Annotated in this window: 15 protein-coding genes; 4 read left to right on the top strand and 11 right to left on the bottom strand. The window is 64.5% G+C overall.

Translation table 11 applies throughout. The features are described 5' to 3' along the window. Positions 1–165: 165 nt before the first annotated feature. Positions 166–2,052 carry an MFS transporter gene (locus tag G8E10_RS10825; RefSeq protein WP_132448800.1) on the top strand — a complete coding sequence of 629 codons (1,887 nt, stop codon included), beginning with the start codon at positions 166–168 and terminating at the stop codon, positions 2,050–2,052. Positions 2,053–2,109: 57 nt separating this feature from the next. On the opposite strand, the gene G8E10_RS10820 is transcribed toward G8E10_RS10825, so the two are convergent. The 5 genes from G8E10_RS10820 to G8E10_RS10800 all read right to left on the bottom strand — a co-directional run bounded on the left by G8E10_RS10820 (position 2,110) and on the right by G8E10_RS10800 (position 15,447). Then, positions 2,110–2,808 (bottom strand): phosphatase PAP2 family protein, encoded by a 699-nt coding sequence (locus tag G8E10_RS10820; protein ID WP_132664856.1) that lies wholly within the window; start codon positions 2,806–2,808, stop codon positions 2,110–2,112. 133 nt (positions 2,809–2,941) lie between these two features. Then, entirely contained in the window at positions 2,942–4,054 is a 1,113-nt protein-coding gene (leuB, locus tag G8E10_RS10815) for a 3-isopropylmalate dehydrogenase (protein WP_167128658.1), read from the bottom strand. Between the two features lie 98 nt (positions 4,055–4,152). Then, positions 4,153–5,376: an OpgC family protein gene (locus G8E10_RS10810; protein WP_167128655.1), complete on the bottom strand. Its 1,224-nt coding sequence runs from the start codon at positions 5,374–5,376 to the stop codon at positions 4,153–4,155. A gap of 109 nt (positions 5,377–5,485) precedes the next feature. Continuing rightward, entirely contained in the window at positions 5,486–14,050 is an 8,565-nt protein-coding gene (locus tag G8E10_RS10805) for a glycoside hydrolase family 94 protein (protein ID WP_167128652.1), read from the bottom strand. A 503-nt stretch (positions 14,051–14,553) separates the two neighbouring features. After that, a complete protein-coding gene (locus G8E10_RS10800; protein ID WP_132448795.1) occupies positions 14,554–15,447 on the bottom strand; it encodes a LysR family transcriptional regulator in 894 nt (297 codons plus the stop codon). Positions 15,448–15,573: 126 nt separating this feature from the next. Between G8E10_RS10800 and hglS the strand changes: the two genes are divergently transcribed. Genes hglS through amaB form a run of 3 tightly spaced genes read left to right on the top strand, consistent with a single transcriptional unit; the run spans position 15,574 to position 19,974 of the window. Further along, positions 15,574–16,983 (top strand): 2-oxoadipate dioxygenase/decarboxylase HglS, encoded by a 1,410-nt coding sequence (gene hglS / locus G8E10_RS10795; RefSeq protein ID WP_167128649.1) that lies wholly within the window; start codon positions 15,574–15,576, stop codon positions 16,981–16,983. Between the two features lie 14 nt (positions 16,984–16,997). Continuing rightward, complete coding sequence (locus G8E10_RS10790) at positions 16,998–18,416, top strand: FAD-binding oxidoreductase (RefSeq protein ID WP_343289721.1); 1,419 nt, start codon at positions 16,998–17,000, stop codon at positions 18,414–18,416. A gap of 22 nt (positions 18,417–18,438) precedes the next feature. Beyond that, positions 18,439–19,974 (top strand): L-piperidine-6-carboxylate dehydrogenase, encoded by a 1,536-nt coding sequence (gene amaB, locus G8E10_RS10785; protein WP_167128646.1) that lies wholly within the window; start codon positions 18,439–18,441, stop codon positions 19,972–19,974. 45 nt (positions 19,975–20,019) lie between these two features. Here the strand turns inward: amaB and phnN are convergent, their stop codons facing one another. The 6 genes from phnN to G8E10_RS10755 form a co-directional block, all read right to left on the bottom strand. Beyond that, positions 20,020–20,610 carry a phosphonate metabolism protein/1,5-bisphosphokinase (PRPP-forming) PhnN gene (gene phnN / locus G8E10_RS10780; RefSeq protein WP_281517508.1) on the bottom strand — a complete coding sequence of 197 codons (591 nt, stop codon included), beginning with the start codon at positions 20,608–20,610 and terminating at the stop codon, positions 20,020–20,022. Further along, complete coding sequence (locus tag G8E10_RS10775; protein ID WP_167128643.1) at positions 20,607–21,749, bottom strand: alpha-D-ribose 1-methylphosphonate 5-triphosphate diphosphatase; 1,143 nt, start codon at positions 21,747–21,749, stop codon at positions 20,607–20,609. The genes phnN and G8E10_RS10775 overlap by 4 nt, the downstream gene beginning before the upstream one ends. Further along, positions 21,750–22,457, bottom strand: a complete 708-nt coding sequence (locus G8E10_RS10770) for a DUF1045 domain-containing protein (RefSeq protein ID WP_167128871.1) — start codon at positions 22,455–22,457, stop codon at positions 21,750–21,752. 379 nt (positions 22,458–22,836) lie between these two features. Beyond that, positions 22,837–23,331, bottom strand: a complete 495-nt coding sequence (locus G8E10_RS10765; RefSeq protein WP_167128868.1) for a gluconokinase — start codon at positions 23,329–23,331, stop codon at positions 22,837–22,839. A 101-nt stretch (positions 23,332–23,432) separates the two neighbouring features. Next, positions 23,433–24,479: a class II fructose-bisphosphate aldolase gene (gene fba / locus G8E10_RS10760; protein ID WP_110801113.1), complete on the bottom strand. Its 1,047-nt coding sequence runs from the start codon at positions 24,477–24,479 to the stop codon at positions 23,433–23,435. A 164-nt stretch (positions 24,480–24,643) separates the two neighbouring features. Further along, positions 24,644–25,564: a DMT family transporter gene (locus G8E10_RS10755; RefSeq protein ID WP_167128865.1), complete on the bottom strand. Its 921-nt coding sequence runs from the start codon at positions 25,562–25,564 to the stop codon at positions 24,644–24,646. Positions 25,565–25,968 lie beyond the last annotated feature (404 nt).

Genomic DNA, 25,968 nt, shown 5'->3' with positions numbered 1-25,968 from the left:
CGGCAAAACCCGTCGGAGCGGGCCTGTTGTTAGACGAAAGTCATAATCCGAAAGGATCGCTGCCCGGCGCCCTCCCGATCTGCCATTCTTGCCCTTCGGTGCATCCCGTGAACCGATCGAGGAGGATCGGTGGGATGCATGCTATGTTTTGGGAGGACAAAGAGAATGGCAAATGTGACATCCGTGGGCCGGACGAAGGCCGCACCGATGACCGGGGAGGAGCGCAAGGTCATCTTCGCATCCTCGCTCGGCACCGTGTTCGAGTGGTATGATTTCTATCTCTACGGCTCGCTCGCCGTCTATATCGGCGCAACCTTCTTCAGCCAGTATCCGGAGACGACGCGCAACATCTTCGCGCTGCTCGCCTTTGCCGCCGGCTTCCTCGTGCGGCCTTTCGGCGCCCTCGTCTTCGGGCGGCTGGGCGATCTCGTCGGTCGCAAATATACCTTCCTCGTCACCATCCTCATCATGGGTCTCTCGACCTTCCTCGTCGGCATCCTGCCGGGTGCAGCGACCATCGGCATTGCCGCCCCGATCATCCTCATCCTCCTGCGCATGCTTCAGGGTCTGGCGCTCGGCGGCGAGTATGGCGGGGCCGCCACCTATGTGGCCGAGCATGCACCGCACGGCCGACGCGGCTACTTCACGTCCTGGATCCAGACGACGGCAACGCTCGGGCTGTTCCTGTCGCTCGTCGTCATTCTCGGCGTCCAGTTCGCGCTCGGCAAGGAAGCCTTTGCGGCCTGGGGCTGGCGCATTCCGTTCCTGGTTTCCGTCGTGCTTCTCGGCGTTTCCGTCTGGATCCGCCTCAAGATGAACGAGTCGCCCGCCTTCAAGAAGATGAAGGCAGAAGGCAAGACGTCGAAGGCACCGCTCAAGGAAGCCTTCGGGACATGGAAGAACGCCAAGATCGGCATTCTCGCGCTGTTCGGCGCCACCATGGGCCAGGCCGTCGTCTGGTATTGCGGTCAGTTCTATGCGCTGTTCTTCCTGCAGAACATCCTGAAGGTGGATGGTCAGTCGGCCAATATCATGGTCGCCATCTCGCTGCTCATCGGCACGAGCTTCTTCGTCATCTTCGGCCTGCTCTCTGACAAGATCGGCCGCAAGCCGATCATCATGGCCGGGCTGCTGCTCGCCATGTTGACCTACTTCCCGCTGTTCAAGGCCATGACCTGGACGGCAAACCCGGCGCTCGCCGAAGCGCAGGCGACCGTCCGCGCGACGGTGACCGCCGATCCGGCAGACTGCACCTTCCAGTTCAACCCCACGGGCACGGCGAAGTTCACGACGTCCTGCGACGTGGCAACCGCGTTCCTCACCCGCAATTCCGTACCCTACGACATCGTTCCCGGCCCTGCTGGCCAGGCTGCGGCCGTCAAGATCGGCGACGCGACCGTGCCGAGCTACGATACGGTCGCTGCCGGTGCGGATGCGAAAGCCAAGGCTTCGGTGTTCGAGAAGGGTATCAACATGGCGCTGCACGATGCGGGTTATCCGCTGCAGCGGGGTGCGGCGAAGGTGCCTGAAAGCAAGCTCGACGGCTTCGTCGCCGCCAATCCGGAGCTTTCGCTCGATCCGGCAACGGTACGCGCCTCGGCGCCGGCAACGATGACGGCTGACGAACTGGTGGCTGCCAAGCTGCTGACGGCGGAGGAAGCCGCCGGTGTGACGTCCATGCCGGTCTACACGGTGGCGAATGGCGGTACCTATTCGATGGTCGCCGATCCGCAGCGGGTCAACTGGATCGGCACGATCGCCGTTCTGACCGTTCTCGTCATCTACGTGACCATGGTCTACGGCCCGATCGCCGCGCTGCTGGTCGAACTGTTCCCGACCCGTATTCGGTATTCGGGGATGTCCCTGCCCTATCACATCGGCAATGGCTGGTTCGGCGGCCTGCTTCCGGCCATGGCCTTTGCGATGAGTGCGGCCAAGGGCGACATCTATTACGGCCTCTGGTACCCGATCATCTTTGCAGGCATCACGCTGGTCATCGGCATGCTCTTCCTGCCGGAAACCAAGGACCGCGATATCCACGCCATGGATTGAGCGAGACCCTAATCCCAGCAGATACGAACCCGGCGGGTCACCTCGCCGGGTTTCTCGTCAGACGTTCTCGTGGGTCGGAAACTGCGTCTTGGGCCGTGGCCAGCCCTTGTCGTCGAGCCGGAACACCCAGTTCTGCCGGGCAAAGAGGAAGGCGATCATCAGGGCGCTCCATAGACCGACCAGCAGGCCGGCGGCCACGTCGCTCGGATAATGCGCGCCGACGACGACACGAGTGACGCCAATGGTGAGCGCGCCGAGCGCAAAGAGGATCCGCAGGCGCGGGGCCAGCATGGCGAAGGCGCCGAAGAAGGAGCCGACGGCCGCCGAGTGACCCGAGGGGAAGCTCTGGAACAGCCATTCGGAGGCGAAGGGTGTCAGGCTATAGGCACCGAGATCGGAAAAGGCTTCCGGCCGGGCGCGGCCGATGAAGAATTTGAGGATATGGACCACAGCGCTGGCGGTGCCGATCGTCACGAGGAAGTAGAGCGACAGGCGCCGTGCCGCCCTCGCCTTCTCGGCGAAGCCGTGGCTGCTGACGACGCGCGCGAGGATGTAGGCGATGATGACCAGGGTTGCGGAGCCGTAGATCATCCAGGCGAAGGTGCCGAAATCCGTGATGCGGGCATTGAAGGCGACGAAGGGTTCCGGTAGCGCCTGCGCCGATTGCGACAGGTGCGGATCGAAGGGCACGAGCGCGACGACGAGGAGGATGGCGCCCAGAAGCAGCCAGACGGAGGAGGAGATCGGCTTGTTCATGATGTTCCTTTATTCTTCCGCCCGGTCGATCCCCCGGAAAGTGTTTTCGCTTTCGCTGAAGTCAACCGCCGGACATGAAAATGCCCCGGTCTCCGCGGGGAGCCGGGGCATCTAACGTGTCTTTCTGGAGATATCAGGCCGAAAGTGCCTTGAACTCGGCCAGGATGGCGTCGCCCATTTCGTTCGTGCCGACCTGGCGGGCACCCGGCGCCATGATGTCACCGGTGCGGATGCCCTGATCGAGCACGTTGGCGATCGCCTTTTCCAGACGGTCGGCTTCCGCAATCATGTTGAACGAGTAGCGCAGGCACATGGCAAACGACGCGATCATCGCGATCGGGTTGGCGATGCCGCGGCCGGCAATATCGGGGGCCGAGCCGTGTACGGGCTCGTACATCGCCTTGCGCTTACCCGTCGTCTCGTCGGGCGCGCCGAGCGAGGCGGAAGGCAGCATGCCGAGCGAGCCGGTCAGCATGGAGGCGACATCCGACAGCATGTCGCCGAACAGGTTGTCGGTGACGATGACGTCGAACTGCTTGGGCTGGCGAACCAGCTGCATGCCGCCGGCATCGGCCAGCATGTGATCCAGCTGCACGTCGGAATATTTTTCCTTGTGACTTGCCGTGACGACCTGATTCCAGAGCACGCCCGACTTCATGACGTTGCGCTTTTCCATGGAGCAGACGCGGTTCGAGCGGGTGCGGGCGAGCTCGAAGGCGACGCCGGCGATGCGCTCGATCTCGTAGGTGTCGTAGACCTGCGTGTCGATGCCGCGCTTCTGGCCGTTACCGAGGTCGATGATTTCCTTCGGCTCGCCGAAATAGACGCCGCCCGTCAGTTCGCGCACGATGAGGATGTCGAGGCCTTCGACCAGCTCCGGCTTCAGCGACGATGCGGCCGAGAGCGCGGGGTAGCAGATGGCGGGGCGCAGGTTTGCAAACAGCTGCATGTCCTTGCGCAGGCGCAGGAGGCCGGCTTCGGGGCGTGCTTCGTAAGGCACGTCGTCCCACTTCGGGCCGCCGACGGCGCCGAAGAGAACGGCATCGGCTGCCATGGCCTTGGCCATGTCGGCATCCGAGATGGCGGCGCCATGGGCGTCATACGCCGAACCGCCAACGAGACCCGTGTCCGTGACGAAGCCGGCTCCGGCGTCCGTGTTCATGTGGTCGATGATCTTGACGACCTCGGCCATGGCTTCCGGACCGATGCCGTCACCCGGCAGAAGGAAAAGTGTGCGCGTGGACAAGAAGGCCTCCCATGGCTTTGATAAATCGGATTGTGGGTTCCTTACCGCATGTCGTCCGACAGGAAAATGCCGTCGCTCCAAGAATAAGACCTGTCATGTCAGGTTTTGAGCGGCGCGATGGTGGAGAGGCCGCCGAGCCAGTCGAGATATCGGGCATAGGCGAAATGGAGCGCGATGCCGACCATCACGAACAGGGTGCCGATGATCGGGTCCTTGCCGGTGACGAACAGCAGGACCTGGCCAATCATCGCAAGGATCGTCCCGAAGATGAAGACGGGCAACGAGTGGCGACCGATCATGACCAAGGGGTGATCGAGACGCAGACGCGACAGCCGGTTGAAGACGGGGGTGATGGCGAGGAGATAACCGAGCGCGAGAACATGGAGGAGGCGGGTCAGCGACAGAAAGGTCTTGTCGAAGCCGGTGAGAACGGCGGGGAGGCCGTGGGAGAAATCGATCGACCACCAGGAAAACAGCACCCAGGCGAAGGAGACGCCGACATAGAGGGCAGCTATCGAGACGAGGGCGGGGTGGCGCGGCAGGGAGAGGCCCTTGCGACTGCGCATCATGGCGACGAGGCCGATGGCGAACAGGAATTGCCACGAAAAGGGGTTCAGGAACCAGTAGTTATGATCGAGGAAGTTGATCGGCACGATGTGGAAGATGCCGGCGAGAAGCCAAACCAGCGCCGAGACGCCCAAAAGAAGGGCGGGACCGATCTTTTGCAGCAGCAGCATGCCTGGAAGCATGAGGAATACCACCGCATACATGGACAGGATATTGTTGTAACCGAACTGGTGGCCGAGCAGCACCATCGCCACCACGCCCTGCTCCGTGTTGTCGACCAGGGGGCGGATGTTGATCTCGCTGATCAGATCCTGCCGGTGGAAATAGAGCGCACCGCCGGCAAAGATCGCGAGCGTGATGATGCTCGACATGATGTGGGCGATGTAGAGCGTGAAGGCGCGGCGCCAGATGCGCAGGCTGAGCGCCAGCCGGTTGCCGGGCAGGAACTTCCGCCCATAGGCAAGGCCGGCCGAAAGACCTGAGATCAGTACGAAGGCTTCGGCCGAATCCGAGAAGCCAAAGTTTTTCGTCGTCAGATATTCGAGATATTGGCCCGGCACATGGTTGATGAAGATCATCAACAGGCAGATGGCCCGATAGGTATCCAGCCGCGTATCGCGCTCGCCCGGAACGGGCGTCCGCGAGGGCGCCGGAGTGGGTGGCACACTGGGCGTTGACGCGGACACCGGCTGCAGCAAGGGCTGCAGAAGGGCCGGAGGAGCGGTGCGCAGCACCGGAGGCGTGTCATGAAGCATTCGAGGTCTCATGCGGATCTTGGCGCCCCAGCCCCTCAACCTCGCCGATATCGTTCAGGCTTCTTTGCAGACCGGCCCGGGTTCGACCGGGCCGGTCTGCCATTGGTTGCTAGAGCAAAACGCCATCATGCGCGTTTTTTGTGACAGTCGTATCAACCGTAACTTCAAACGCACCATTATCGTCGCCGCTTCTGGCCACGGCGATCTCGTGCACCTTGCCGTCGATGGTCAGCCGGGCCTTGAAGCCCTGCCACTCCGAGGGAAGGGCGGGATCGACGATCAGCCGCTCGCCCTCCTTGCGCAGGCCGAGGATCCCTTCCACGGCAACGCGATAGAGCCAGGCGGCCGAGCCGGTGTACCAGGTCCAGCCGCCACGGCCGGTCAGGTCTCCATGGCCGTAGACGTCGGCTGCCACGACATAGGGCTCGACCCGATAGACATTGGCGTCTTCACGGTTCAGCGCATGGGTCACCGGGTTCAGCATCTGGAACGCCTTCCAGGCATCGTCGCCGCGCTTCAGGCGGGCGAGCGCCAGGACGACCCACGTTGCTGCATGGGTGTACTGCCCGCCGTTTTCACGGACGCCGGGCGGATAGGCCTTGATGTAGCCCGGGTCCTGCTCGGTGCCGGAGAGCGGCGGGGTGAACAGGCGGATCAGGCGATGTTCGTCATCGGCAAGCTCGGAGAGCACCGCATCCATGGCCTGCGTGGCCCGGGCCGGATCGCCTTCGCCCGAGAGCACGCTCCAGGACTGGGCAATCGAGTCGATGCGGCATTCGTCGGACGTGGCCGAGCCGAGCGGCGTGCCGTCGTCATAGTAGCCGCGGCGGTAGTGCGTGCCGTCCCAGCCGGCCGTCTCCAGCGCCTGCTTGAGGCTTTCGAGATGGGCGGTCCAGGCGGTGACGCGGGTGCTGTCGCCGCGCGCCTCTGCGATGCCCGTGAAGGCGCGCAGGGTGGAGGCGAGGAACCAGCCGAGCCAGACGCTGGTGCCGCGGCCTTCGATTCCGACACGGTTCATGCCGTCGTTCCAGTCGCCGCCGAGGATCAATGGCAGGCCGTTTTCGCCGGTCCGCTTGATGGCGAGGTCGAGAGCCCGGGCGCAATGCTCGTAGAGGCTTGCGGTGGTTTCCGAGACCTTCGGCTGGAAGAAGCTGTCGTGCTGGCCTGGCTCGAGCGCCGCTCCCTCGATGAAGGGAATGGTCTCGTCCAGAATGTCCGTGGTGCCGGTCACCTCGCAATAATGCTGCGTGGCGTGGCCGAGCCAGACGACATCGTCGGAGATCAGCGTGCGCACGCCGGCGCCGGATCCCGGCAGCCACCAATGCAGCACGTCGCCTTCCGCAAACTGCCGGGCGGCAGCATTGAGGATCTGCGTCCGCGCCAGTTCCGGCCGGTGCACGATGAAGGCGAGCGTATCCTGCAGCTGATCGCGGAAGCCGAAGGCGCCGCTTGCCTGATAGAAGGCGGACCGAGCGAGAATCCGGCAACCGAGGCTCTGATAGGGGAGCCAGCGGTTGACGAGGTTGTTGAACGCCTTGTCCGGGGTCTCGATTTCCAAGACGCCGGTGAAGGCTTCCCAGAAGGCGGTCGATGCTTCCAGAACGGCATCGAACGTGTCAGCCTTGGCGGCTTCCAGATGTTCGAGCGCCTGGGCCCGGTTGTCGCTGTCGCCGATGTAGAAGACGAGATCGCGGGTTTCGCCCGGCTTCAGGGTGACGTCGAGCGAGAGCGCGGCGCAGGCATCGCCGTCAATGTCGGAGCTGCCGGTGAGAACGGCACCATCGACCACAGCCTGCGGTGCAAGGATGCCACCGGTGCGGCCGAGGAACTCCCGGCGGCTTGCGGTGAAGCTTGCCGGGGTTTCGCTGACGGCGAGGTAGGCGGTCCGCCCTGCATAGTCGATGCTGTACGGGTTGGTCGCCGACATCATTTCCGCGACTTCGTCATAATGGCTGACGACGAAGGGCGCGGTGCGGGCGCGGTTGTTGCCGAGCACCCATTCGACATAGCCGTACAGGCGTAGGCGACGGGCTTCGCCGGCGCCGTTCGTCAGGCGCAGGCGGGTGTATTTTACGGGCAGCGTGCGATGCACGGTCTGCGTGGCTTCCACCGTCAGACCGTCCTGAACGCTCGAGAAGGTGGAGACGCCGAGGCCATGGCGGGTTTCGAAGGTCACATCCTTGCGACGCGAGAGCGCGCCATAGGGGGTGACGACCGAACCGCTGGTCATGTCCTTGATGAAGATCGCTTCTCCGGGGCGGTTGCCGACCGGATCGTTGGTCCAGGACGTCAGCTGGTAGTCGCGCGAATTGCGGCTCCAGGTGAAGGCCGAACCTTCGGCCGAGACGTGGAAGCCGAAGATGTCGTTGGAGATGACGTTGATCCACGGATGGGGCGTCGCCTCGCCACCGCGCAGACGCGTGACGTATTCGCGGCCATCCGCGGAGAAGCCGCCATAGCCGTTCCAGAAGTCGAGGCCATCGCCGGAAATCGTGGCGGGTACGGCATCGGTCACGGTCGGGGCTGCCAGCAGCGGTACGGAACCGGTTGCCGGCTTGTCCTTCTTGATGCTCGGCGTCGAATACAGCGCTTCGGCACGGGCCATCTGGTCGGAGATCTTGCCGTTGCGGGCATGGAAGACGGCGCGCGAGGCGGACAGCAGCGCCGCCCATGTCTCGGCTTCCATGATATCGCGGCGGACGGCGAAGACGTGCTGGCGCGCACCATCGGACTGGCCGCGCAGGCGCAGGTTCTCGCACATGCTGTCGATCGCGTGCTGCATGTCCTGAGCGTAGGAGGCGGCGCGCTCGTTGATGATCACCAGATCGGCTGTGACGCCGCGGGCGCGCATATATTCCTGCGCGCGCAGGGCTTCGCGGGCGATGCCCATATCGACATCGTCGTTGATGCGGACGGTGAAGATCGGGAAATCGCCGGAGATCGCAAGCGGCCAGAGGGCCGACTGCGGACCGAGGCCGGCGCGCACCGTCGCCGTGTCCGCACGCAGCTGCATGTCGGGATAGACGAGGTAGCGGCCGAGGATCTGGAAGCTGGCGGCTTCCTGCGAGGTCACGCCGACATGGCGCATCTGCACCTGGCTGCGCGTCCACGCATGGATCATCTCATGGCTGAAGCTGTCCGGGTGGCGGTAGCGCTCGACGGCGCGATCGATATCCGCACGGTTGGGTGCCGCGATCGTCCAGAAGATGACGCTGACCTTCTTGCCGGCGGGCACGCGCACGGTGCGGCGCAGCGCCATGACCGGATCGAGCGTGAAGCCCGATGTGCCGGAGAGGCTGACATCGCCGTCGAAGGCGCGGGCCTCCGCCAGCGTGCGGCCTTCGCCGATGAAGCGGCGGCGGTCGGTCTCGACCTCCGTCGGACGATCGGTGCCGGCATTATCGACGATCAGGTGCGCGACCTGCATGTCGGGCTCGCTTGGCGTGCGCTTGTTGCGCATCACGCGGATGAGGTCGCCCTTGGCGTCGATTTCCGTCTTCAGGAACATCTTGGCGAAGAGCGGATGGGCGTTGTCGGTATCGTCCGTCGTCAGCACCGGTTCGGCATAGGAGGTCACTTCGATGAAGCGGTCCTCGGAGCCGGTGTTGACCAGCGTCACGCGCCGGCCTTCGGCATCGTGTTCGGTTGCGACGATGACCTCGACTTCGCTGGTGAGATCGCCAACGATCTTGATGAACTCGGCCTTGTCGTCACCGAAGCGGGTCGTCGCCTTCTCGCCTTCCGCTCGGCGCGGCTCGGCGGTGGCCGACCACCAGTCGCCGTTTGCGGTGTCGCGCAGGAAGATGAAGGTGCCGGTGCGATCCTCGACCGGATCCGGCTTCCAGCGCACGACGGTCTGGCCGTTCCAGCGGGAATAGCCCGAGCCGACGGCAGTCAGCATGATCGCGTAGTGGCCGTTCGAGAGGAACACGGTCTCGCGGTCCTTGGCGAGCGGGTTCTTGACGACGCGGACTTCGGGGCGGAGCAGGTCTTCCTGGCCCTTGCCGAGGGCTTCCGGCTCCCGCTTGGCGTTTATGATCGGGATGTCGCGCGGCGCCTTTTCCTGCAGCAGGAGTTCGGCGGCCTCGATGACCGGATCGGCGTGGAACCACTCGCGCAGGCGGCCATTGAAGACCACGTTGGCGACCGCGGCGATCGACATGCCATGGTGGTGCGCATAGTAGTTGCGCACGACCGCGCAGGTCTTGCCTTCGGGAACGCGGGTCGGCGTGAAGTCGACCGAGTCGTAGAAGCCGTACACACCCAACGCCCCGAAGCCGCGCAGGCGATCAAGGTTGGCAAGGGCTGCCTTCGGATCGTACATGCTGGCGAGGATCGAGGCATAGGGCGCAATGACGGCGTTCTGGCCGAGACCGCGCTTCAGGCCGAGCGAAGGCACGCCGAAATTGGTGTACTGGTAGGTCAACTCATGGTCGCGCGCGTTGAAGGCGGCTTCCGAGATGCCCCATGGCGTGCCGAGACGACGGCCATGATTCATCTGCTCGCGCACGATCAGATTGTTCGTCTGGTTGAGAATGCCGCCCTGGCGCTCCTGCATGACGAGCGGAGGCATTAGATATTCGAACATCGAGCCGGACCAGGAGACCAACGCGCCACGCGCGCCGATCGGCACGACCGGACGGCCGAGCTTGTACCAGTGCTCCGTCGGCAGGTCGCCCTTTGCGATCGCAAACAGGCTGGTCAGGCGGCATTCCGAGGCGAGAAGGTCGTAGCAGGCTTCGTCGAGCTCGCCGCTGTTGACGCGGTAGCCGATCGAGAGCAGGCGGCGCTCCTTGCGGAAGAGGAACGTGAAGTCCATCGAGAACGCGATGTCGCGGCTGCGGTCGCGCAGCACGATGAGGCGCTGGCGCAGCGCGTCGATGGCGCCGAGGTCGAAGACGCTGTCGGCGATGTGCGCTTCGCAGGTCTGGACGAGCAGGCCCGACCACTTGACGACTTCGCCGCTGGCGCCGCTTTTCACCTCGTGGTCGAGGTTCAGCGACAGCTTCTGGATGTCGCGGGCGAGGACCGAGAGATTGATGACGCGGATCGAGGCGAATTCATGCTCGCGTTTGACCGCCTGCAGCGCGCTTTGGAAGCCGATCAGGCGTTCCTCGATACGGCGACGCAATGGGCGAACCGTTTTGCGGTCGTCGGGCAGGGCGGCCAGCATTTCGGCAAGGATCGAGACCACGTCGCCGATGCCGTCGAGGCTACCCTGTACGTGCGCCGAGGGCGCTTCCGCCCATTCGCGGCACATGGAGGAGACGGCGATGAGGTGACCGGCGAGGTTACCGCTGTCGACGGCCGAGACGTATTTCGGCTCCATCGTTTCCAGGCGGTTGGTCGTGTACCAGTTGAACAGGTGGCCGCGATATTTCGGCAGGGCATCCACGGTCGCGACGGTTTCCTCGAGACGGCGGATGGTTTCCTCGAAACCGATCCAGCCGAAGTCGCGGGCCGACATGACCGAGAGCAGGTAGACGCCGATATTGGTCGGCGACGTCCGTTCCGCAAGGATCGGATGCGGAATTTCCTGAAAATTGTCCGGCGGCAGGAAGTGCTGCTCGGCGGTGACGAAATCCTCGTAGAAGCGCCAGGTGCGCCGTGCAATCTTGCGGAACTCGGCCTTCACCTCGTCGGAAACGTCGAGCTGGTCTTCGGTTTCTGCCGACTGGCTGACGAGCCAGGCAATGGCCGGGGAGAGCGCCCAGAGAACGGCGAAGGGAATGCCGATGAAGGGCAGGCCGGTGGCCGAGACGGCGGCCAGACCGAGCGACACGACGGCGATCACCGGAGCGATCCACATGGTGCGGTAGTAGTCGAGCACGGTGCCGGTGGCGCTGCTCTGGACTTGTGCTGCCGTACGCCATTCCAGCATCAGCTTGCCGCTGACGAAGGTACGGTAGACGGCCCGCACGATCGCATCCACCATCATGCCGGCGGAATGGGCGATGAAGACGATGCGGAGTGCGACCTGGGCATTGGCGGCGCTGATCTCGGAGAGGACGGCGTGGAAATGGGCGCGGGCGACGATGTCGTTGCGGCGCGGCATCAGGCCTGAGATGAGCGAGAGGGTGGGGGCGACGAAGAGCGAGAAGATCAGCACGACCTGCCAGATCAGCGCCTGCGTCGGCTCCATGTAGTACCAGCCGAGCACGGAGGCGATCAGCCACGCGACGGGGATCAGCGAGCGGCGCAGATTGTCGTACATCTTCCAGCGGCCGAGCATGGAAAGGCCGTTGGACGGGCTGAAGATGTAGGGGAGGAGCTGCCAGTCGCCACGCGCCCAGCGATGCTGGCGCGAGGTCTCGACTTCGTAGCGGATCGGGAAATCCTCAACGAGTTCGACATCGGTCACCAGCGCGCAGCGCGCGAACGATCCTTCGAGAAGGTCATGGCTGAGAACCGCGTTCTCGTCGATGCGGCCCTTGATCGCCGCTTCGAAGGCATCGACGTGGTAGAGACCCTTGCCGGTGAACGTGCCTTCCGAAACGATGTCCTGATAGACGTCGGAGACCGTGAAGACGTAAGGGTCGATGCCGCGATTGGCCGAGAAGATACGCTGGAAGGACGAGGCTTCGCTGCCGGTCGTCAGCGACGGCGTGACGCGCGGCTGCAGGATCGAATAGCCCGACAGGATCTTCTGGTTCTTGGCGTCGATCACGGGGCGGTTGATGGGGTGGTACATCTTGCCGACGAGCTTGGTGACGGCATCGCGCATCAGGCGCGTGTCGCTGTCGAGCGTCATGACGTATTGAACGTTCTCGGGCACCTTGTCGGCGCCGGCAATAAAGGTCGTGTCGCGGTCGCCGCGCAGAAGCAGGTTCAGCTCGTGCAGCTTGCCGCGCTTGCGCTCCCAGCCCATCCACGCGCCTTCGCCCTCGTTGTAGAGGCGGCGGCGGTGCAGCAGGTAGAAGCGGGTGCGGCCATCATGGGCGTAGCGCTTGGAAAGCGTCGCGATTTCGTCCTTGGCATATTCCAGGACGTCGAGGTCGGCGGCGGTTTCCTCGGTCTGGCTGTCGGCCCAGTCGCTGACCAGCGCGAAATAGATCTCACCCTTGGGATTTGCGAGGTAGTGGACCTCGATATTGCGGACGAGTTCGTCCACGTGATCGCGCTTGGAGATCAGGCAGGGAACGACGACCAGCGTGCGGGCGTCCTCAGGAACGCCGGAGAGGAATTCGTATCCGACGAGCCGCGACGGGGTGAGGAAGAAGGTCACGACCGTGTTGAAGAGGCCGGCAGCACCTTCGGAGGCGGGCAGGGCGAAGAGAAGCAGGATGATCAGCTTGGCGCCTGTCGGCATGTCCATGGGGCTGATGAAATCATAGACGAGCACGATGGCGAGGATCGTGAGGATGAGGTTGGGTAGAGCGATGGCGAGCCAGCCCATGCGGCGCGCCGTGCGCACCACCGACTGGACGGGCGTCGGGCGGTAGCCGATGGCCTCCTCGAAAGCGTCGGTCCGGTTGCCGACCAGGAAATCGCCGACATTGGTGGCATGGACCTGAATGTCGTCTTCGATCACAGGCTCTATGCCGGCCTCCACCGACGTCTCGTCGGCTGCCGGCCGGATCGGCACGATATTCTGCCCTTCGGCGGCCATGGCGATGGCGCGCTGGGTAACCTCCAGCTCGGTCAGGCCGGAGCGCTTGGCGAGCCGCTCGATCGTCGTGCGGTACTTGTTGCGGGAGCCGAAATCGAGCGCCATGTAATCGGAGTGCTCGCGCAGTTCCGCGTCGAGCTTGCTGACGCTTTCGAACCAGACGGCCCAGTCATTGTCGTCGATTTCGCGCAGCGACCGTATGATGTTGCTCATCGTCGCATTGCCGGACGACAGGCGGTTCTGCTCGGCGACCAGGGCCTCCTCGACGTCGCTGCCGCGCTTTTCCAGCTGTTCCTCGAGCCAGCCGATGACGACGCGTCCGCTCTGGGAGCCGTCGCGCAGGCGGTAGAGAAGCTGGGCGACGAAGGAATTGTCGGCCGTCAGGCCTTCGTAGTCCTTCAGGAGCGTCGCCGCCTTTTCCGGATCGCTCAGGCGGACGATCTGGTCGGCCACGTCGTTGGCCTTGTGGCGCATGGCGCGCGAGCGCTCGACGCGGATGGCGATGCGGCGCAGGTTTTCGATGAGGATGAAGCGAAGGATGGAGGGAAGGGCCCAGAGCTCGCCGATCTTGAAGGTGGCATGCTCATGGAAGCCCTCGACCATGGCGGTCAGGCTTTCGCGCGATACGGTGGAGTGCGTGTGGGCCGTGTAGAGCCAGGCCAGCGCCATAGTGCGCGGAATGGACGTGCCGGCGACCGGGATCGTGGGCAGCTGGCGGTAGAACTTGCGGGGGAAGTCGCGCCGGACCTCCTGGATGGCTTCTTCCACGACATAATGGTTGTCAAGCAGCCACTCCGCCGCCGGCGTGATGGTGGCGCCGGCTTCCACGTCGGCGGCCGTGATCTTGTAGACCCGGAAGATCTCGCCTTCGTTCTCGCGGTGACGCTGTTGGAACTCGAACGGGAGGAAGCTCGGCAGGGTCGTCGCACCGTCTCGTGCCAGTGCGGCACCTGCGGCCCGAAGTTCCTCGTTCGTGAAATAGGTCGAACGGATCGAGTCGTTGGTGTCGAGGAGGGCGGGCTGGGCTCCGCGCGGCGAGGTCGTGTTTGTTTCTTGCAGGGCCATGGAGCGGGTTCTGGATCCAACCGTTGAGTTAAGAGGTAAGGCGACTGCACGAGGCGCAGTCGGTCGGCGTGAGGCGTGGCCTCTCAATCGGGCGCTTTCACGGCGCCGGCATCGTTTGCAGTGGACCGCGACCGGGAAAACCCGGCTTCGGGACCCCGCCGGCATCGCGGCAGCCGATCCGTGAGAGGGTGCGGAAAAGCGCCCTCTCGATCGCCGACAGGCGCGATTGCCGATCGGATGTGAGGTATCTGAAATAAAGGCTTTGTTTTCTAGCGGGATGCCGGTGCGCTTGCAAGGCAAAGCGCAGCTTCGGCGCAGCCGGCCACAGAGTGTGGAGCGCGGGAGGACAGAGCGTCGTCACAGGTCTTTTCGGATGACATTCGATGGCCGCCACCTCCCGGGCTTAAAGCGAAAGCATGGCATTTCTCTCCCCATGGAAACGCAGCGTGCGGCCTTTTGTTCCGTAAGTTGTGTCTTGAATGTGAAGGTCTCAAGCTCTGTCGTCATGTCACCTGACCCATGATCCAGTCCCGGAAGGCAAGGCCTGCCCGGTTCTCCATCTTTCCCTCGGGCACCACGAGGTAATAGCTGTTTTCGGTCTTCATCGGCCGGTCGAACACCACGACGAGGCGGCCGATTTCAAGCTCGTGCTCGATGAGATAGCGCGGCAGGAGCGCAAAGCCGAGGCCGGCGATTGCCGCCTCGATCACCATGGCGAACTGGTCGAACCGGCTGCCGCGATAGGCGCTGCCGGCCGTCGTGCCGTTCGCCTCGAACCACTCCGCCCACATTTTCGGCCGGGTTGCGAGGTGCAGCAGCGCAGCGCCGTCGAGGTCGGTCGGTTCGGGGGCAGGGTGGCGCGCCAAAAGGGCTGCACTGGCCACGGGCACGATGACCTCGCTGCAGAGATAGTCGCAGATCGCATGCGCCCAGACAGGCTGGCCGTAGTGGATCGCCACGTCGAAATTCTCTTCGCCGAAATCGAACGGCTGCGACCGGGCGGCGATGTTGAGAATGGTATCGGGGTGAAGGCGGAGAAAATCGGACAGGCGCGGCGTCAGCCACCGGCTGCCGAAGGTTGGCAGCGTCGCGATCGACAGCGCATTGTCGGAGCGGGCAGCGCCCATGGCCCGCACCATCAGCTCCTCCGACTGGCGGAGCAGGCGGCGCACTTCGGGCAGGAACTTCTGCCCCGCATCCGACAGGATGACGCGCTGGCGGATGCGTTCGAAGAGGAGCACGCCGAGCTGGCCTTCAAGGTCCTTGATCTGGCGGCTGACGGCGCTCTGGGTGAGGCTTAATTCCGCTGCGGCCTGCGTGAAGCTGCCATGCCGCGCGGCGCATTCGAACGCCTGCAGCGTGGCGATGTCGGGCACCAATCTTCGGCTCAACTTCATTCCGCCCCCGCATGATCATAGTCAAAACCGTCGCAATCAAAGCGCATTTCGGGGTAGTATCATACGAAACCAGAATGATCAGCGCGCCACATCCTATCGTGACGCCATATCGCGAGGCAAGCCGCCATGACCGAGAAGACCTTCGTTCAGAACGACGCTATCCGTTCCGCCTTTTCTGCCGCCATGTCGGCCATGTACCGGGCGGAAGTGCCGGCCTATGGCACGCTGATGGATCTCGTTGCCGAGGTGAATGCGCATGTGCTCGCCGCAGAGCCCGCTCTTGCCGAGCGGTTGACGGAGACCGATGCGCTGGAGCGGATTTCGCAGGAGCGGCATGGCGCCATCCGGCTCGGCACGCCTGCGGAATTGTCGATGATGCGCCGCGTCTTTGCGGTCATGGGCATGTTTCCGGTCGGCTATTACGACCTCAGCACGGCGGGCGTTCCGGTCCACTCCACGGCGTTTCGTCCGGTCGGTGCGGCAGCCCTCAGCCGCAACCCCTTCCGTGTCTTCACCTCGCTGCTGCGTCTAGACCTGATCGACGATGCCGAGTTGCGGGCAGAAGCCGAACGCGTGCTTTCGACGCGCGCGATCTTCACGCCTGGTGCCGTAGCGCTCACCGAGAAGGCGGAGGCCGAGGGTGGGCTGAATGCCGAGGACGCTGATGCCTTTGTCGAGGCGGTGCTGGAGACGTTCCGCTGGCACGACAAGGCCATCGTGGATGCGGGCCTCTACAAGCGGCTGCACGATGCGCATCGCCTGATGGCCGACGTCGTTTCCTTCAAGGGTCCGCACATCAACCACCTGACGCCGCGCACACTCGATATCGACGCAGTGCAGGCCCGCATGCCGGAAAAGGGCATTGCCCCGAAGGCCGTCATCGAAGGTCCGCCGACGCGGGCCTGCCCGATCCTCCTGCGCCAGACCTCGTTCAAGGCGCTGGACGAGCCGGTTTCGTTCAAGGACGAGAACGGCAACTGGGTTACCGGTTCGCACACGGCCCGCTTCGGCGAGATCGAGCAGCGCGGCATTGCCCTGACGCCGAAGGGGCGGGCGCTTTACGATGCGTTGCTCGATCAGTCGCGCAAACATGTCCGTCCGGCCGCGGATGGCTCCAATGCCGCAGCCTACGAGCAGGCGCTGGCGGATGCCTTCGAGGCGTTTCCGGACAGCTGGGACGGTATTCGCGCGCAGGGGCTTGGCTATTTCACCTACAGCCTGACGGATGCCGGCCGCGGTGCCGAGATGTCGGGCGACCTTGAGACGCTGTTGCGTGACGGGCTCGTGCGGTTCGACCCGATCGTCTACGAGGATTTCCTTCCCGTCAGTGCCGCCGGCATCTTCCAGTCGAACCTCGGCAATGCCGCCGCGCAGGATTTCTCCGCGAGCCCCAGCCAGCAGCAGTTCGAGGCCGATCTCGGACAGGCCGTGCTGAACGAATTCGACCATTATGCCGCGATCGAAGCGGCTTCTATCGCGGCCTGCATGTCCGCCACGTCGGGACAGGCGACATCGCGCGCAGAGGCGGCCGAGTGACCGTTCGCGTTGCCATCGTAGACGAGCATGCGCGGGCGCTGACGGCGCTAGTGGGCGAACGCGGCTTCGTGTCCGACGCCGGTGACATGGCGGCTTATGAGACCGGCGCGCGCTATGATGCCGGCCGGGCGCTGGCCGTGGTGCGGCCGCAGACCACGCAGGAGGTGTCCGCCGTCCTCTCCTACTGCGTGCGTCACGGCCTTGCCGTCGTACCGCAGTCGGGCAATACGGGCCTCGTCTCCGGCTCGACGCCTGATGCGGCGGGCGGGCAGGTGGTGCTTAGCCTCGACCGGATGACCAGGCATTTCGCGCTCGATGCCGATAACCGCTCGCTGGAGGCCGATGCGGGCTTGCTGCTGTCGGACGTCAACCGGCGGCTGGAGGCGTCCGGCCTGTTCTTTCCGATCGATCTCGGGGCCGATCCGCGGCTCGGCGGCATGATCGCCACCAACACCGGCGGCTCCCGGTTTCTGAAATATGGCGATGTCAGGCGCAACGTGCTCGGGCTGACGGTGGTGCTGGCCGATGCCGAGGGGACGATCCTCGAATTCGGGCAGGCGCTGCGCAAGAACAATACCGGCGTGGACTGGAAGCAGCTGTTCATCGGTACATCCGGCGCGTTCGGCGTCGTCACACGCTGCGTGCTCAACCTGGAGCGCCTGCCGCTGCAGACCGCCACCGCCTATCTGGTGCCGGCGGGACCCGAGGCGGTGATGCCGCTGCTGCGGATGATGGAGGAGAGGCTCGGCACGACGCTGTCGGCCTTTGAGGGCATGTCGCGCAATGCTATTGCCGCGGCGCTCGATCATGTGCCGTCGCTTCGCAACCCGTTCCAGAACGGCGAGATCCCGGACTATGTGATCCTCGCCGAGGTCAGCCGGACGTGGCAGGCGCGTGAGAGCGAGGAGCCGCTCGGCGACATGCTCGAATCCGTGCTGGCCGAAATCTTCGAGACAGAGGCTGCGCCGCTGGCCGATGCCTTCATCGGTCCCGCGCACGAGATGTGGGCGTTGCGGCATGCCCTGTCGGAGGGCGTCAAGCAGTCCGGCCGTCTCATTGCCTTCGACGTCGCGTTTCGTCGCGGCGACATCATGGCGTTCTGCGAGCGGATGAAGCGCGACATGCCGGAGCGCTTTCCGCAGGGGCGGATCTGCGATTTTGGCCATATCGGCGATGGCGGCGTCCATCTCAACATCGTCTTTCCGCGCGACGCGGAGGGGCTTGCCGACGGTTCGCTGGAAACGGCGTTGCGCGACTGGGTCTATGCCGTGACCGTCGAGGATTTTGCCGGCAGCTTCAGCGCCGAGCACGCCATCGGCCGCAAGAACCAGCATTATTACGATCTTTATACGCCGCAGAAGATCAAGGACATGGCCTGCGGCCTTCTCACCCTCACCTCGCCCGGCGGTCTCGGCACCGTCCGCTTTGGCTGATCCCCTTTCAGGAGTTGAACCCATGAACATCGCTCACAAGCCGCTCGACGTCGTCGCAGAGACGGGCCGCCTTCTCGGCCTTCTCGGCGTCGATCCGTCCCTTTACACCGGTGGCGACATGGCGTCCTTCTCGCCGGTCACCGGCCAGGAAATCGCGCGCCTCAAGACCATTTCGGCCGACGAGACCGCTGCCCGCATCGAGGCCGCGCATGAGGCGTTCAAGGCCTGGCGCCTGATCCCCGCGCCGCGACGTGGCGAACTGGTCCGTCTGCTCGGCGAGGAGCTGCGCGCGCACAAGGCCGATCTCGGCCGCCTCGTTTCGCTGGAAGCCGGCAAGATCCCGTCCGAAGGTCTCGGCGAAGTGCAGGAGATGATCGACATCTGCGATTTCGCCGTCGGTCTTTCCCGCCAGCTCTACGGCCTGACCATCGCGACCGAGCGCCCCGGCCACCGGATGATGGAAACCTGGCACCCGCTGGGCGTCATCGGCGTCATCTCGGCCTTCAACTTCCCGGTCGCCGTCTGGGCCTGGAACGCGGCCCTCGCCTTCGTCTGCGGCAATGCCGTGGTCTGGAAGCCTTCGGAAAAGACGCCGCTGACGGCGCTCGCCTGCCAGGCCGTTCTCGAAAAGGCCATCAAGCGCTTCGGCGATGACGCACCGTCCGGTCTCTCCTTCGTGCTGATCGGAGACCGCACGATCGGCGAAGTTCTGGTCGATCATCCCAGGGTCCCGCTCGTTTCGGCAACGGGCTCCACCCGCATGGGCCGCGATGTCGGCCCGCGGCTTGCCAAGCGCTTTGCGCGCGGCATTCTGGAGCTCGGCGGCAATAATGGCGGCATCGTCTGCCCGTCTGCAGATCTCGACATGGCGCTGCGCGCAATCGCCTTCGGCGCCATGGGCACGGCCGGCCAGCGCTGCACGACGCTCCGCCGCCTGTTCGTCCATGAGAGCGTCTATGACGCGCTCCTGCCGCGGCTGAAGAAGGCATATGGCAGCGTGTCCGTCGGCAATCCGCTCGAAAGTACGGCCCTCGTCGGCCCGCTGGTCGATCGCCCGGCCTATGAGGGCATGCAGAAGGCGCTTGAGGAGGCCAAGGCCCATGGCGGCAGCGTGACGGGTGGCGAGCGCGTCGATCTCGGCCATACCGACGCCTATTACGTCAAGCCCGCGCTGGTCGAAATGCCGGAGCAGGCGGGCCCGGTGCTGGAGGAAACCTTCGCGCCGATCCTCTACGTCATGAAATATAGCGACTTCGACACGGCGATTGCGGCCCACAATGCCGTGGCCGCCGGCCTCTCCTCATCGATCTTCACCCGCGACCTGCAGGAATCCGAGCGGTTCCTATCGGCCGACGGTTCGGATTGCGGCATCGCCAACGTCAACATCGGTACGTCCGGTGCCGAGATCGGGGGTGCGTTCGGTGGCGAGAAGGAAACCGGCGGCGGTCGCGAATCCGGTTCGGATGCCTGGAAAGCCTATATGCGCCGGGCGACGAACACGGTGAACTATTCCAAGGCGCTGCCGCTGGCGCAGGGCGTCTCGTTCGACATCGAATAAGGACGACAAGGAATGAGGGCGCGTTATCCGCCCTCATTCCTTGGACTAACTCGCTTCGGCTTTCGCCAGCGACAGCACGAAGGCTGCGAAGCGCTCGCCGGCCTCTTCCAGCGGGCCGCTATTGTCGATGGTGGTCAGGTGCGGGTCCCCATCGATATCCGGCACCTGGCGGGCGAGACGCCGGCGGATCTCGGCTTCGCTTTCCCGGGCGCGAGCGATCAGCCGGGCCGCGATGACCTCGGGCGACGCTACGATATTGACGACTGCCACGCGCGGAAACGCGTCTCGAAAACTGTCGAGCACGGCGCGGCTGCCATTGGCAACCAGGGTGCGTCCCTCCTCGAGCTTGGCGTGGCACGCGACGGGGATGCCGTAATGAAGGCCGTGGGCCTCCCAATGCACGGCGAAGGCGCCCTGCTCGGCACGGGCGCGGAAATCCTCGGGCGAGATCGCTTCGTGATCCTCTCCGCCGGCATCCTGCGCGCGGGTGATCACGCGACGGACGAGCTCGACCTCGGCCGATCGGGCCTTCAGCCGGGCCATGGCATAGTCGATGACGCTGTCCTTGCCGGCGCCGCTGGGGCCGACGACGACGATCATGGCACCGGTGCCGCCCGTCGGGTGATCCGGGGTCATGCGACACGCCGCCCGTTGCGCCAGACGGAGCGGACGATCGGCACGCCGCTCGGCCGCTCGACACGCACGAGGTCGGCACGGCGGCCGATCGCAATCCGTCCTCGGTCGTCGAGACCGACCGTGCGGGCCGGATTGTCGCTGACGAGCGCGATCGCTCTTTCCAGGCCGAAGCCCTCGATCGCATCGGCGAGCAGGAAGGGGGCGTGGATAAGGCTGAAGGGCACGTAGTCGGAAGAGAGCACGTCGAGCACGCCGCGCTCGGCGAGATCCCGCGCAGCGATGTTGCCGGAGTGCGAGCCGCCGCGCACGACGTTCGGCGCGCCCATCAGCACGCTGAGGCCGGCCTCGTGGGAGAGATCGGCGGCCTCCAGACTGGTCGGGAATTCCGCCAGCTTGACGCCGAGGTCTATCGATTCCGTCACGTGAGCCGCCGTCGCATCGTCGTGGCTCGCGATCGGGATGCCGCGGGCAGCGCAGATGTCGGCGAGCGCGATCCGGTGGCGGGCGGAATTGCGCTCCGACAGCGCCAGCTGCTTCTCGACATAGATCGCGAAGGCCTCGTCCGAGAGGCCGCGCTTGATCTTGTAGTAGAGGATGTACTGATCCATCGTCTGGAACTGGCGCTGGCCCGGCGCGTGGTCCATGAGCGAGACGAGGCCGACCTTCGGATCGTCGCGGAAGGCGTCGAACTGATCGAGCACGTTGTCGGTCGAGACCTCGCAGCGCAGGTGGATGCGGTGGTCGGCACGCAGGCGGTTCTCCCGCTCGGCCTCGGCCAGCGCATCGGCCATGGCGCGCATTTCGCCCGTGGCAAAGCCGTCGTCGCCCTCTGCAGAGCCCATGCGCAGACAATCGAAGACCGTGGTGATGCCGGAGGTTACGATCTGCGCGTCATGCGCCTGGATCGCCGCCATCTTCATCCAGCGCAGGCCGGGGCGTGGGGAATAATGCGTTTCCAGATGGTCGGTGTGCAGCTCCACGAGGCCCGGAATGAGGTAATCGCCCTCGAAGTCCTCGCCGCTGTGAAGCGCGCCGGTCGAGATATCGGCAATCTCTCCGTCGCGTACGAGGACGGAGCCTTTTACGATTTCATCCGGCAGGACAATGCTGGCATTGGTGAAGATCTGCTCAAGGGCCATTCATCTGTCTCCTTCGGTCGCGGCGTCGCCCAGCGGCATCAGCGAGTGGACGGTAAAGGGGCTGCCGCGCTTCGGCTCGATGAAGAGCGCGAGTGCGGTCACGGGCAGTGGCTTGTCCAGGAAGCCGGCGAACGCCTCTTCGAGCGCTGCCCGCACGGCCGGGCGCCTCACCTCGGGAACCGCACCGGTCAGCGTCATGTGAAAGCGGAATTCGTCGAAAACATAGGGGTAACCCCAGTTTTCCAGGTTCTCTCGCTGTGCTGTGGGCAGCATTTCCGGATTTCGCCGGGCAATGTCTTCTGCCGACAGGGCCGCACGAAAGGGCTCGAACCGGCGCACGGTCTCGGCGGCGAAGCGTGAGAGCGCATCCGAGGGCGCGCCGGGAACGAGCGCGAAGAAGGGGCCGAGTTGCCCGAGCGTCAGGGACGGGATCTCGAAGGGTTCGCTTTCGGCGGAGAATTCATCGAGGGCTGCCAGCAGCTCGGTTTCCGTGCGGCCGGGCGCAAGCTCGAAGGGTGCCTTCAGCGTGGCGTGGAAGCCGTAGCGCCGCGGTTCCGCCGTCAGCGTGCCCAGCTCTTCCGTCGTGAAGCTGGGAACCTCGGGTGTCGGCACCCGGCCATCGAGAAAGGCGTCGCGCGACAGCCAGGCCGCGGCGGCCAGCGTCAGGGCATCGTCTTTCGGTGGGGTGAAATAAAGGGCGTAGCGCATCGCATCCTCGATCATGGCCTGCTTCCGGTCTTTGCGCATTCGGCAAAGCCTTGGCGGTCGTTCCTGTTCCACATCGTCCGAGCACCGGGAGACGCCTGTCGAAGCGGATGTGGTATTTGCCGTCGTTTGCGGCACGCGTGTCATTCTCATGTGACGACGTCATGACATCGCCTGCGGTTACCGCCTCACATCTCCTCGGCTGCGTTTCCCGGTGTCGCGAGCGGTGGAGAATCACGGGTGCCGCCTTACCGAACGTCCTTAAAGCGCTTTTGACGTCGGAGTCACGGGGTGCGTGCGCTTCAGGACAGGCCGGGTTGGGCTGCGTCAAAAATGACGCAGATCGGGTGCCGGAGACGAAGGACATCCCGCAGGAAGGCTCTCACGCGGTCCGCAGATCGGCGAGGCCTTCCAGGGCGGCGGCAATAACGGCGTCGAGCGGTCGGTCGATATCCACGGTGACGACGAGGTCTTCGCCCGTCGGGGGCTCCAGCGTTCTGAATTGACTGTCGAGCAGGGAGGTGGGCATGAAATGGCCGGTGCGATGGCCCATGCGGGATTCGAGGACGGCTCGGGTGCCCGTGAGGTAGACGAAGGCAAGCCTGCCGCCTGCGGCTTTGCGCAGATGGTCGCGATAGACCTTCTTCAGCGCGGAGCAGGACACCACGACCGCGTGACCTGCGTCGGATCCCTGATGCAGGGCCTTGCCGATGGCATCGAGCCACGGCCAGCGGTCCTCATCGGTCAGTGGCGTGCCCGCCGACATCTTGGCGATGTTCTCCGGCGGGTGCAGGGCGTCGCCCTCGATGAAGTCGGTCACAAAAGCCGCGGCGATGGCCTCGCCGACGGAGCTTTTGCCGCAGCCGCTGACGCCCATGACGACCACGGGTGCGGGCAGGTGAACGGCCGTCCCCTCCTGCGGGGCGGTGCGGGAGGCGGAAGGCCGCCCGTTTTTGCTATCGATGTCCGGCACGTGGATCAGGCCATCTTCGCGTAGGTGGCCGCCATATCGGCCATCCGCTTGATGCGGATCGACGATGCCTTGCCGGCGGTCCGGAAGGCCTCGAAACGCTCCAGGCAGACGTCGGTCATCAGGGCCGTCGCGGGCTTCAGGTAACTGCGCGGGTCGAAGTTCTCCGGCTTCTCCTTGAAGCACTTGCGGATCGTCCCGGTCATCGCCAGGCGCAGGTCGGTGTCGATATTGACCTTGCGCACGCCGAAGGGAATGCCGCGCTGGATTTCCGATACGGGCACGCCCCAGGTCTGGGTCATCTCGCCGCCATAGGCGGTGAAGAGGTCCTGCAGGTCCTGCGGCACCGTGGAGGAGCCGTGCATGACGAGGTGCGTGTTGGGCAGGGCCTTGTGGATCCTCTCGATGGTATCGATCGACAGGATGTCGCCATCCGGCGCGCGGGTGAACTTGTAGGCGCCATGGCTGGTGCCGATGGCGACGGCGAGCGCATCGACGCCGGTCTTACTCACGAAGTCGAGCGCCTGTTCCGGGTCGGTCAGCAGTTCCTCGCGCGTCAGCCTGCCTTCGAAGCCGTGCCCGTCTTCCTTCTCGCCTGCGCCGGTTTCCAGATTGCCGAGGCAGCCGAGTTCGCCTTCGACCGAGACGCCGGCCGCATGCGCGATCTTCACGACTTCGGCTGTGACAGCGACGTTGTATTCATAGCTTGCCACCGTCTTGCCGTCGGCCAGCAGAGAGCCGTCCATCATGACCGAGGTGAAGCCGTTGGTGATGGCGGAGATACAGGTGGAGGGCTGGTCGCCGTGATCGAGATGAAGGCAGATCGGAATGTGCGGATACTCCTCGGCCGCGCCGAGGATCAGGTGCCGCAGGAAGCCATCGCCGGCATAGGCCCGCGCACCGCGGCTGGCCTGAAGGATGACGGGGCTGTCGGTCTTGTCCGCCGCGCGCATGACCGCCTGGACATATTCCAGATTGTTCACGTTGAAGGCCGGTACCGCATAGTCGTTTTCGGCCGCATGATCCAGCAATTGCCGAAGGCTGATCAGTCCCATTCACTCTCTCCCATTGTGCCGTCCGCTCTGGTTGCGGCTGCTCTTTTCCCATGCTCCGGGCGGGCTTCCCAAGTGACGTCGTGGTGCCCTCGGAGCGACGACCGCCGGATCTCTCTGGTTGACCAGCATAAGGATCGCAACTGTTTTGGCAACGGAGAAGGCCGCTATTCGTCGACCTGCCGAAATTTCTTTAGCGTCTGCTCACGGAAAAAGATGAAGAGACCTGAGGCAACGATGAGGGCGGCGCCGATGATGACGGTCGGGCGTGGCGTATCTCCGAAGAAGATCCAGCCGAAGACCACCGCCCAGAAAAGCAGCGTGTATTGCAGAGGAACGACGGTCGCGGCATCCGCAAGCTTCAGAGAGCGGCTGACGAGCACGTGGGCGAGCATGGCGACGATGCCGAGAAGGGCCGGAAGCAGGATCGTCGCGGGATCGAGCGGCTTCCAGCTGCCGGGGACGACGGCGACGCCGATGAGCGAGAAGACCAGCGAGCCGACGAACTGCCAGACGACCAGCGTCGTATCCGGCGTGGTGCGCAGCGTGCGGCCGAGCATGATGGCAAAGGCAAAGCAGGCACTGCCGAAGAGCGCGACCAATGCGGGCATCGACAGGCTTTCGCGCGAGGGATCGAGCGCGATGATCACGCCGGCAAAGCCGATGAGGATCGCGGTCCAGCGTCGCCATCCGACCTTTTCGCCAAGCAGGAAGGGCGACAGCGCCGCGACATAGATGGGGGCCGCAAGCCAGTAGATCATCGCATCGGCCAGCGGCATGTAGCCGACGGCGAAGTAGAAAGCGGTCGCGTCGATGGCAAACAGCAGCGCGCGCAGGGCCTGCAGCCCGGGACGCTCGACCCTGATCACCGTCATGATGCCGCGGCGGAGCACGAGCGGCAGCAGCACGAGAAGCGCGGCAACGCTGCGGATCGCCATCAGTTGCAGAACCGGATAGGTCTCGACCAGCCATTTCCCCATCGTGTCGTTCAGCGAAAACATCAGCATGCCCAAGAGCATGAAGACGATGCCCAGGCTGGCTGAACCGTGTTGAATGGCAGAGGGTTTCGGAGGGACGGTTGAGGGCATGGCGGGCTGCTCGGCGGGATCGGGGCGCATGATCGGGGATCGGGCCGATGCGCGCTCGATCAGGCGCGGCAAGAGGCTCTGCCTGTTGCCATAAAAGGCCTGCCCGATCCAGTGCCGGTTGACGATGGCTTCATGACAAAAGGAAATGAGTTTCTCCGTTGCACGGGTGGCATCTTGACGCGGGATCAGGGATGGCTAGATAGTTCAGCAATCCCGCGCATACGACATCGACACTCGCGCGGGACGAATTTGGTGCCGGGCCCCTCTGGCGAGAGTTTTAACGGCGCTCTCGCGATGTCGGTACCGCCAGCACACCGAGCCGGCGGATGTAAATTCCCATGACAAAGAACGTCTCTACGACGATGCATACCCGTGCGGGCATGGCATCGCTTTTTGCCACCCCC

Origin of the sequence: Ferranicluibacter rubi (assembly GCF_011603255.1) — a bacterium.
GTDB classification, from domain to species: domain Bacteria; phylum Pseudomonadota; class Alphaproteobacteria; order Rhizobiales; family Rhizobiaceae; genus Ferranicluibacter; species Ferranicluibacter rubi.
Note: the sequence above shows the minus strand (reverse complement) of the source record. Positions and strands in the feature narration are given on the sequence as shown.

Coding starts and splice junctions, on each gene's coding strand:
- phnN (WP_281517508.1), bottom strand. CDS start 20,610: ATGACCCCGGATCACCCGACGGGCGGCACCGGTGCCATGATCGTCGTC.
- G8E10_RS10820 (WP_132664856.1), bottom strand. CDS start 2,808: ATGAACAAGCCGATCTCCTCCTCCGTCTGGCTGCTTCTGGGCGCCATC.
- G8E10_RS10800 (WP_132448795.1), bottom strand. CDS start 15,447: ATGAAGTTGAGCCGAAGATTGGTGCCCGACATCGCCACGCTGCAGGCG.
- G8E10_RS10805 (WP_167128652.1), bottom strand. CDS start 14,050: ATGGCCCTGCAAGAAACAAACACGACCTCGCCGCGCGGAGCCCAGCCC.
- fba (WP_110801113.1), bottom strand. CDS start 24,479: ATGGGACTGATCAGCCTTCGGCAATTGCTGGATCATGCGGCCGAAAAC.
- G8E10_RS10765 (WP_167128868.1), bottom strand. CDS start 23,331: ATGGGCGTCAGCGGCTGCGGCAAAAGCTCCGTCGGCGAGGCCATCGCC.
- G8E10_RS10775 (WP_167128643.1), bottom strand. CDS start 21,749: ATGGCCCTTGAGCAGATCTTCACCAATGCCAGCATTGTCCTGCCGGAT.
- G8E10_RS10810 (WP_167128655.1), bottom strand. CDS start 5,376: ATGCTTCATGACACGCCTCCGGTGCTGCGCACCGCTCCTCCGGCCCTT.
- G8E10_RS10770 (WP_167128871.1), bottom strand. CDS start 22,457: ATGCGCTACGCCCTTTATTTCACCCCACCGAAAGACGATGCCCTGACG.
- amaB (WP_167128646.1), top strand. CDS start 18,439: ATGAACATCGCTCACAAGCCGCTCGACGTCGTCGCAGAGACGGGCCGC.
- G8E10_RS10755 (WP_167128865.1), bottom strand. CDS start 25,564: ATGCCCTCAACCGTCCCTCCGAAACCCTCTGCCATTCAACACGGTTCA.
- hglS (WP_167128649.1), top strand. CDS start 15,574: ATGACCGAGAAGACCTTCGTTCAGAACGACGCTATCCGTTCCGCCTTT.
- G8E10_RS10825 (WP_132448800.1), top strand. CDS start 166: ATGGCAAATGTGACATCCGTGGGCCGGACGAAGGCCGCACCGATGACC.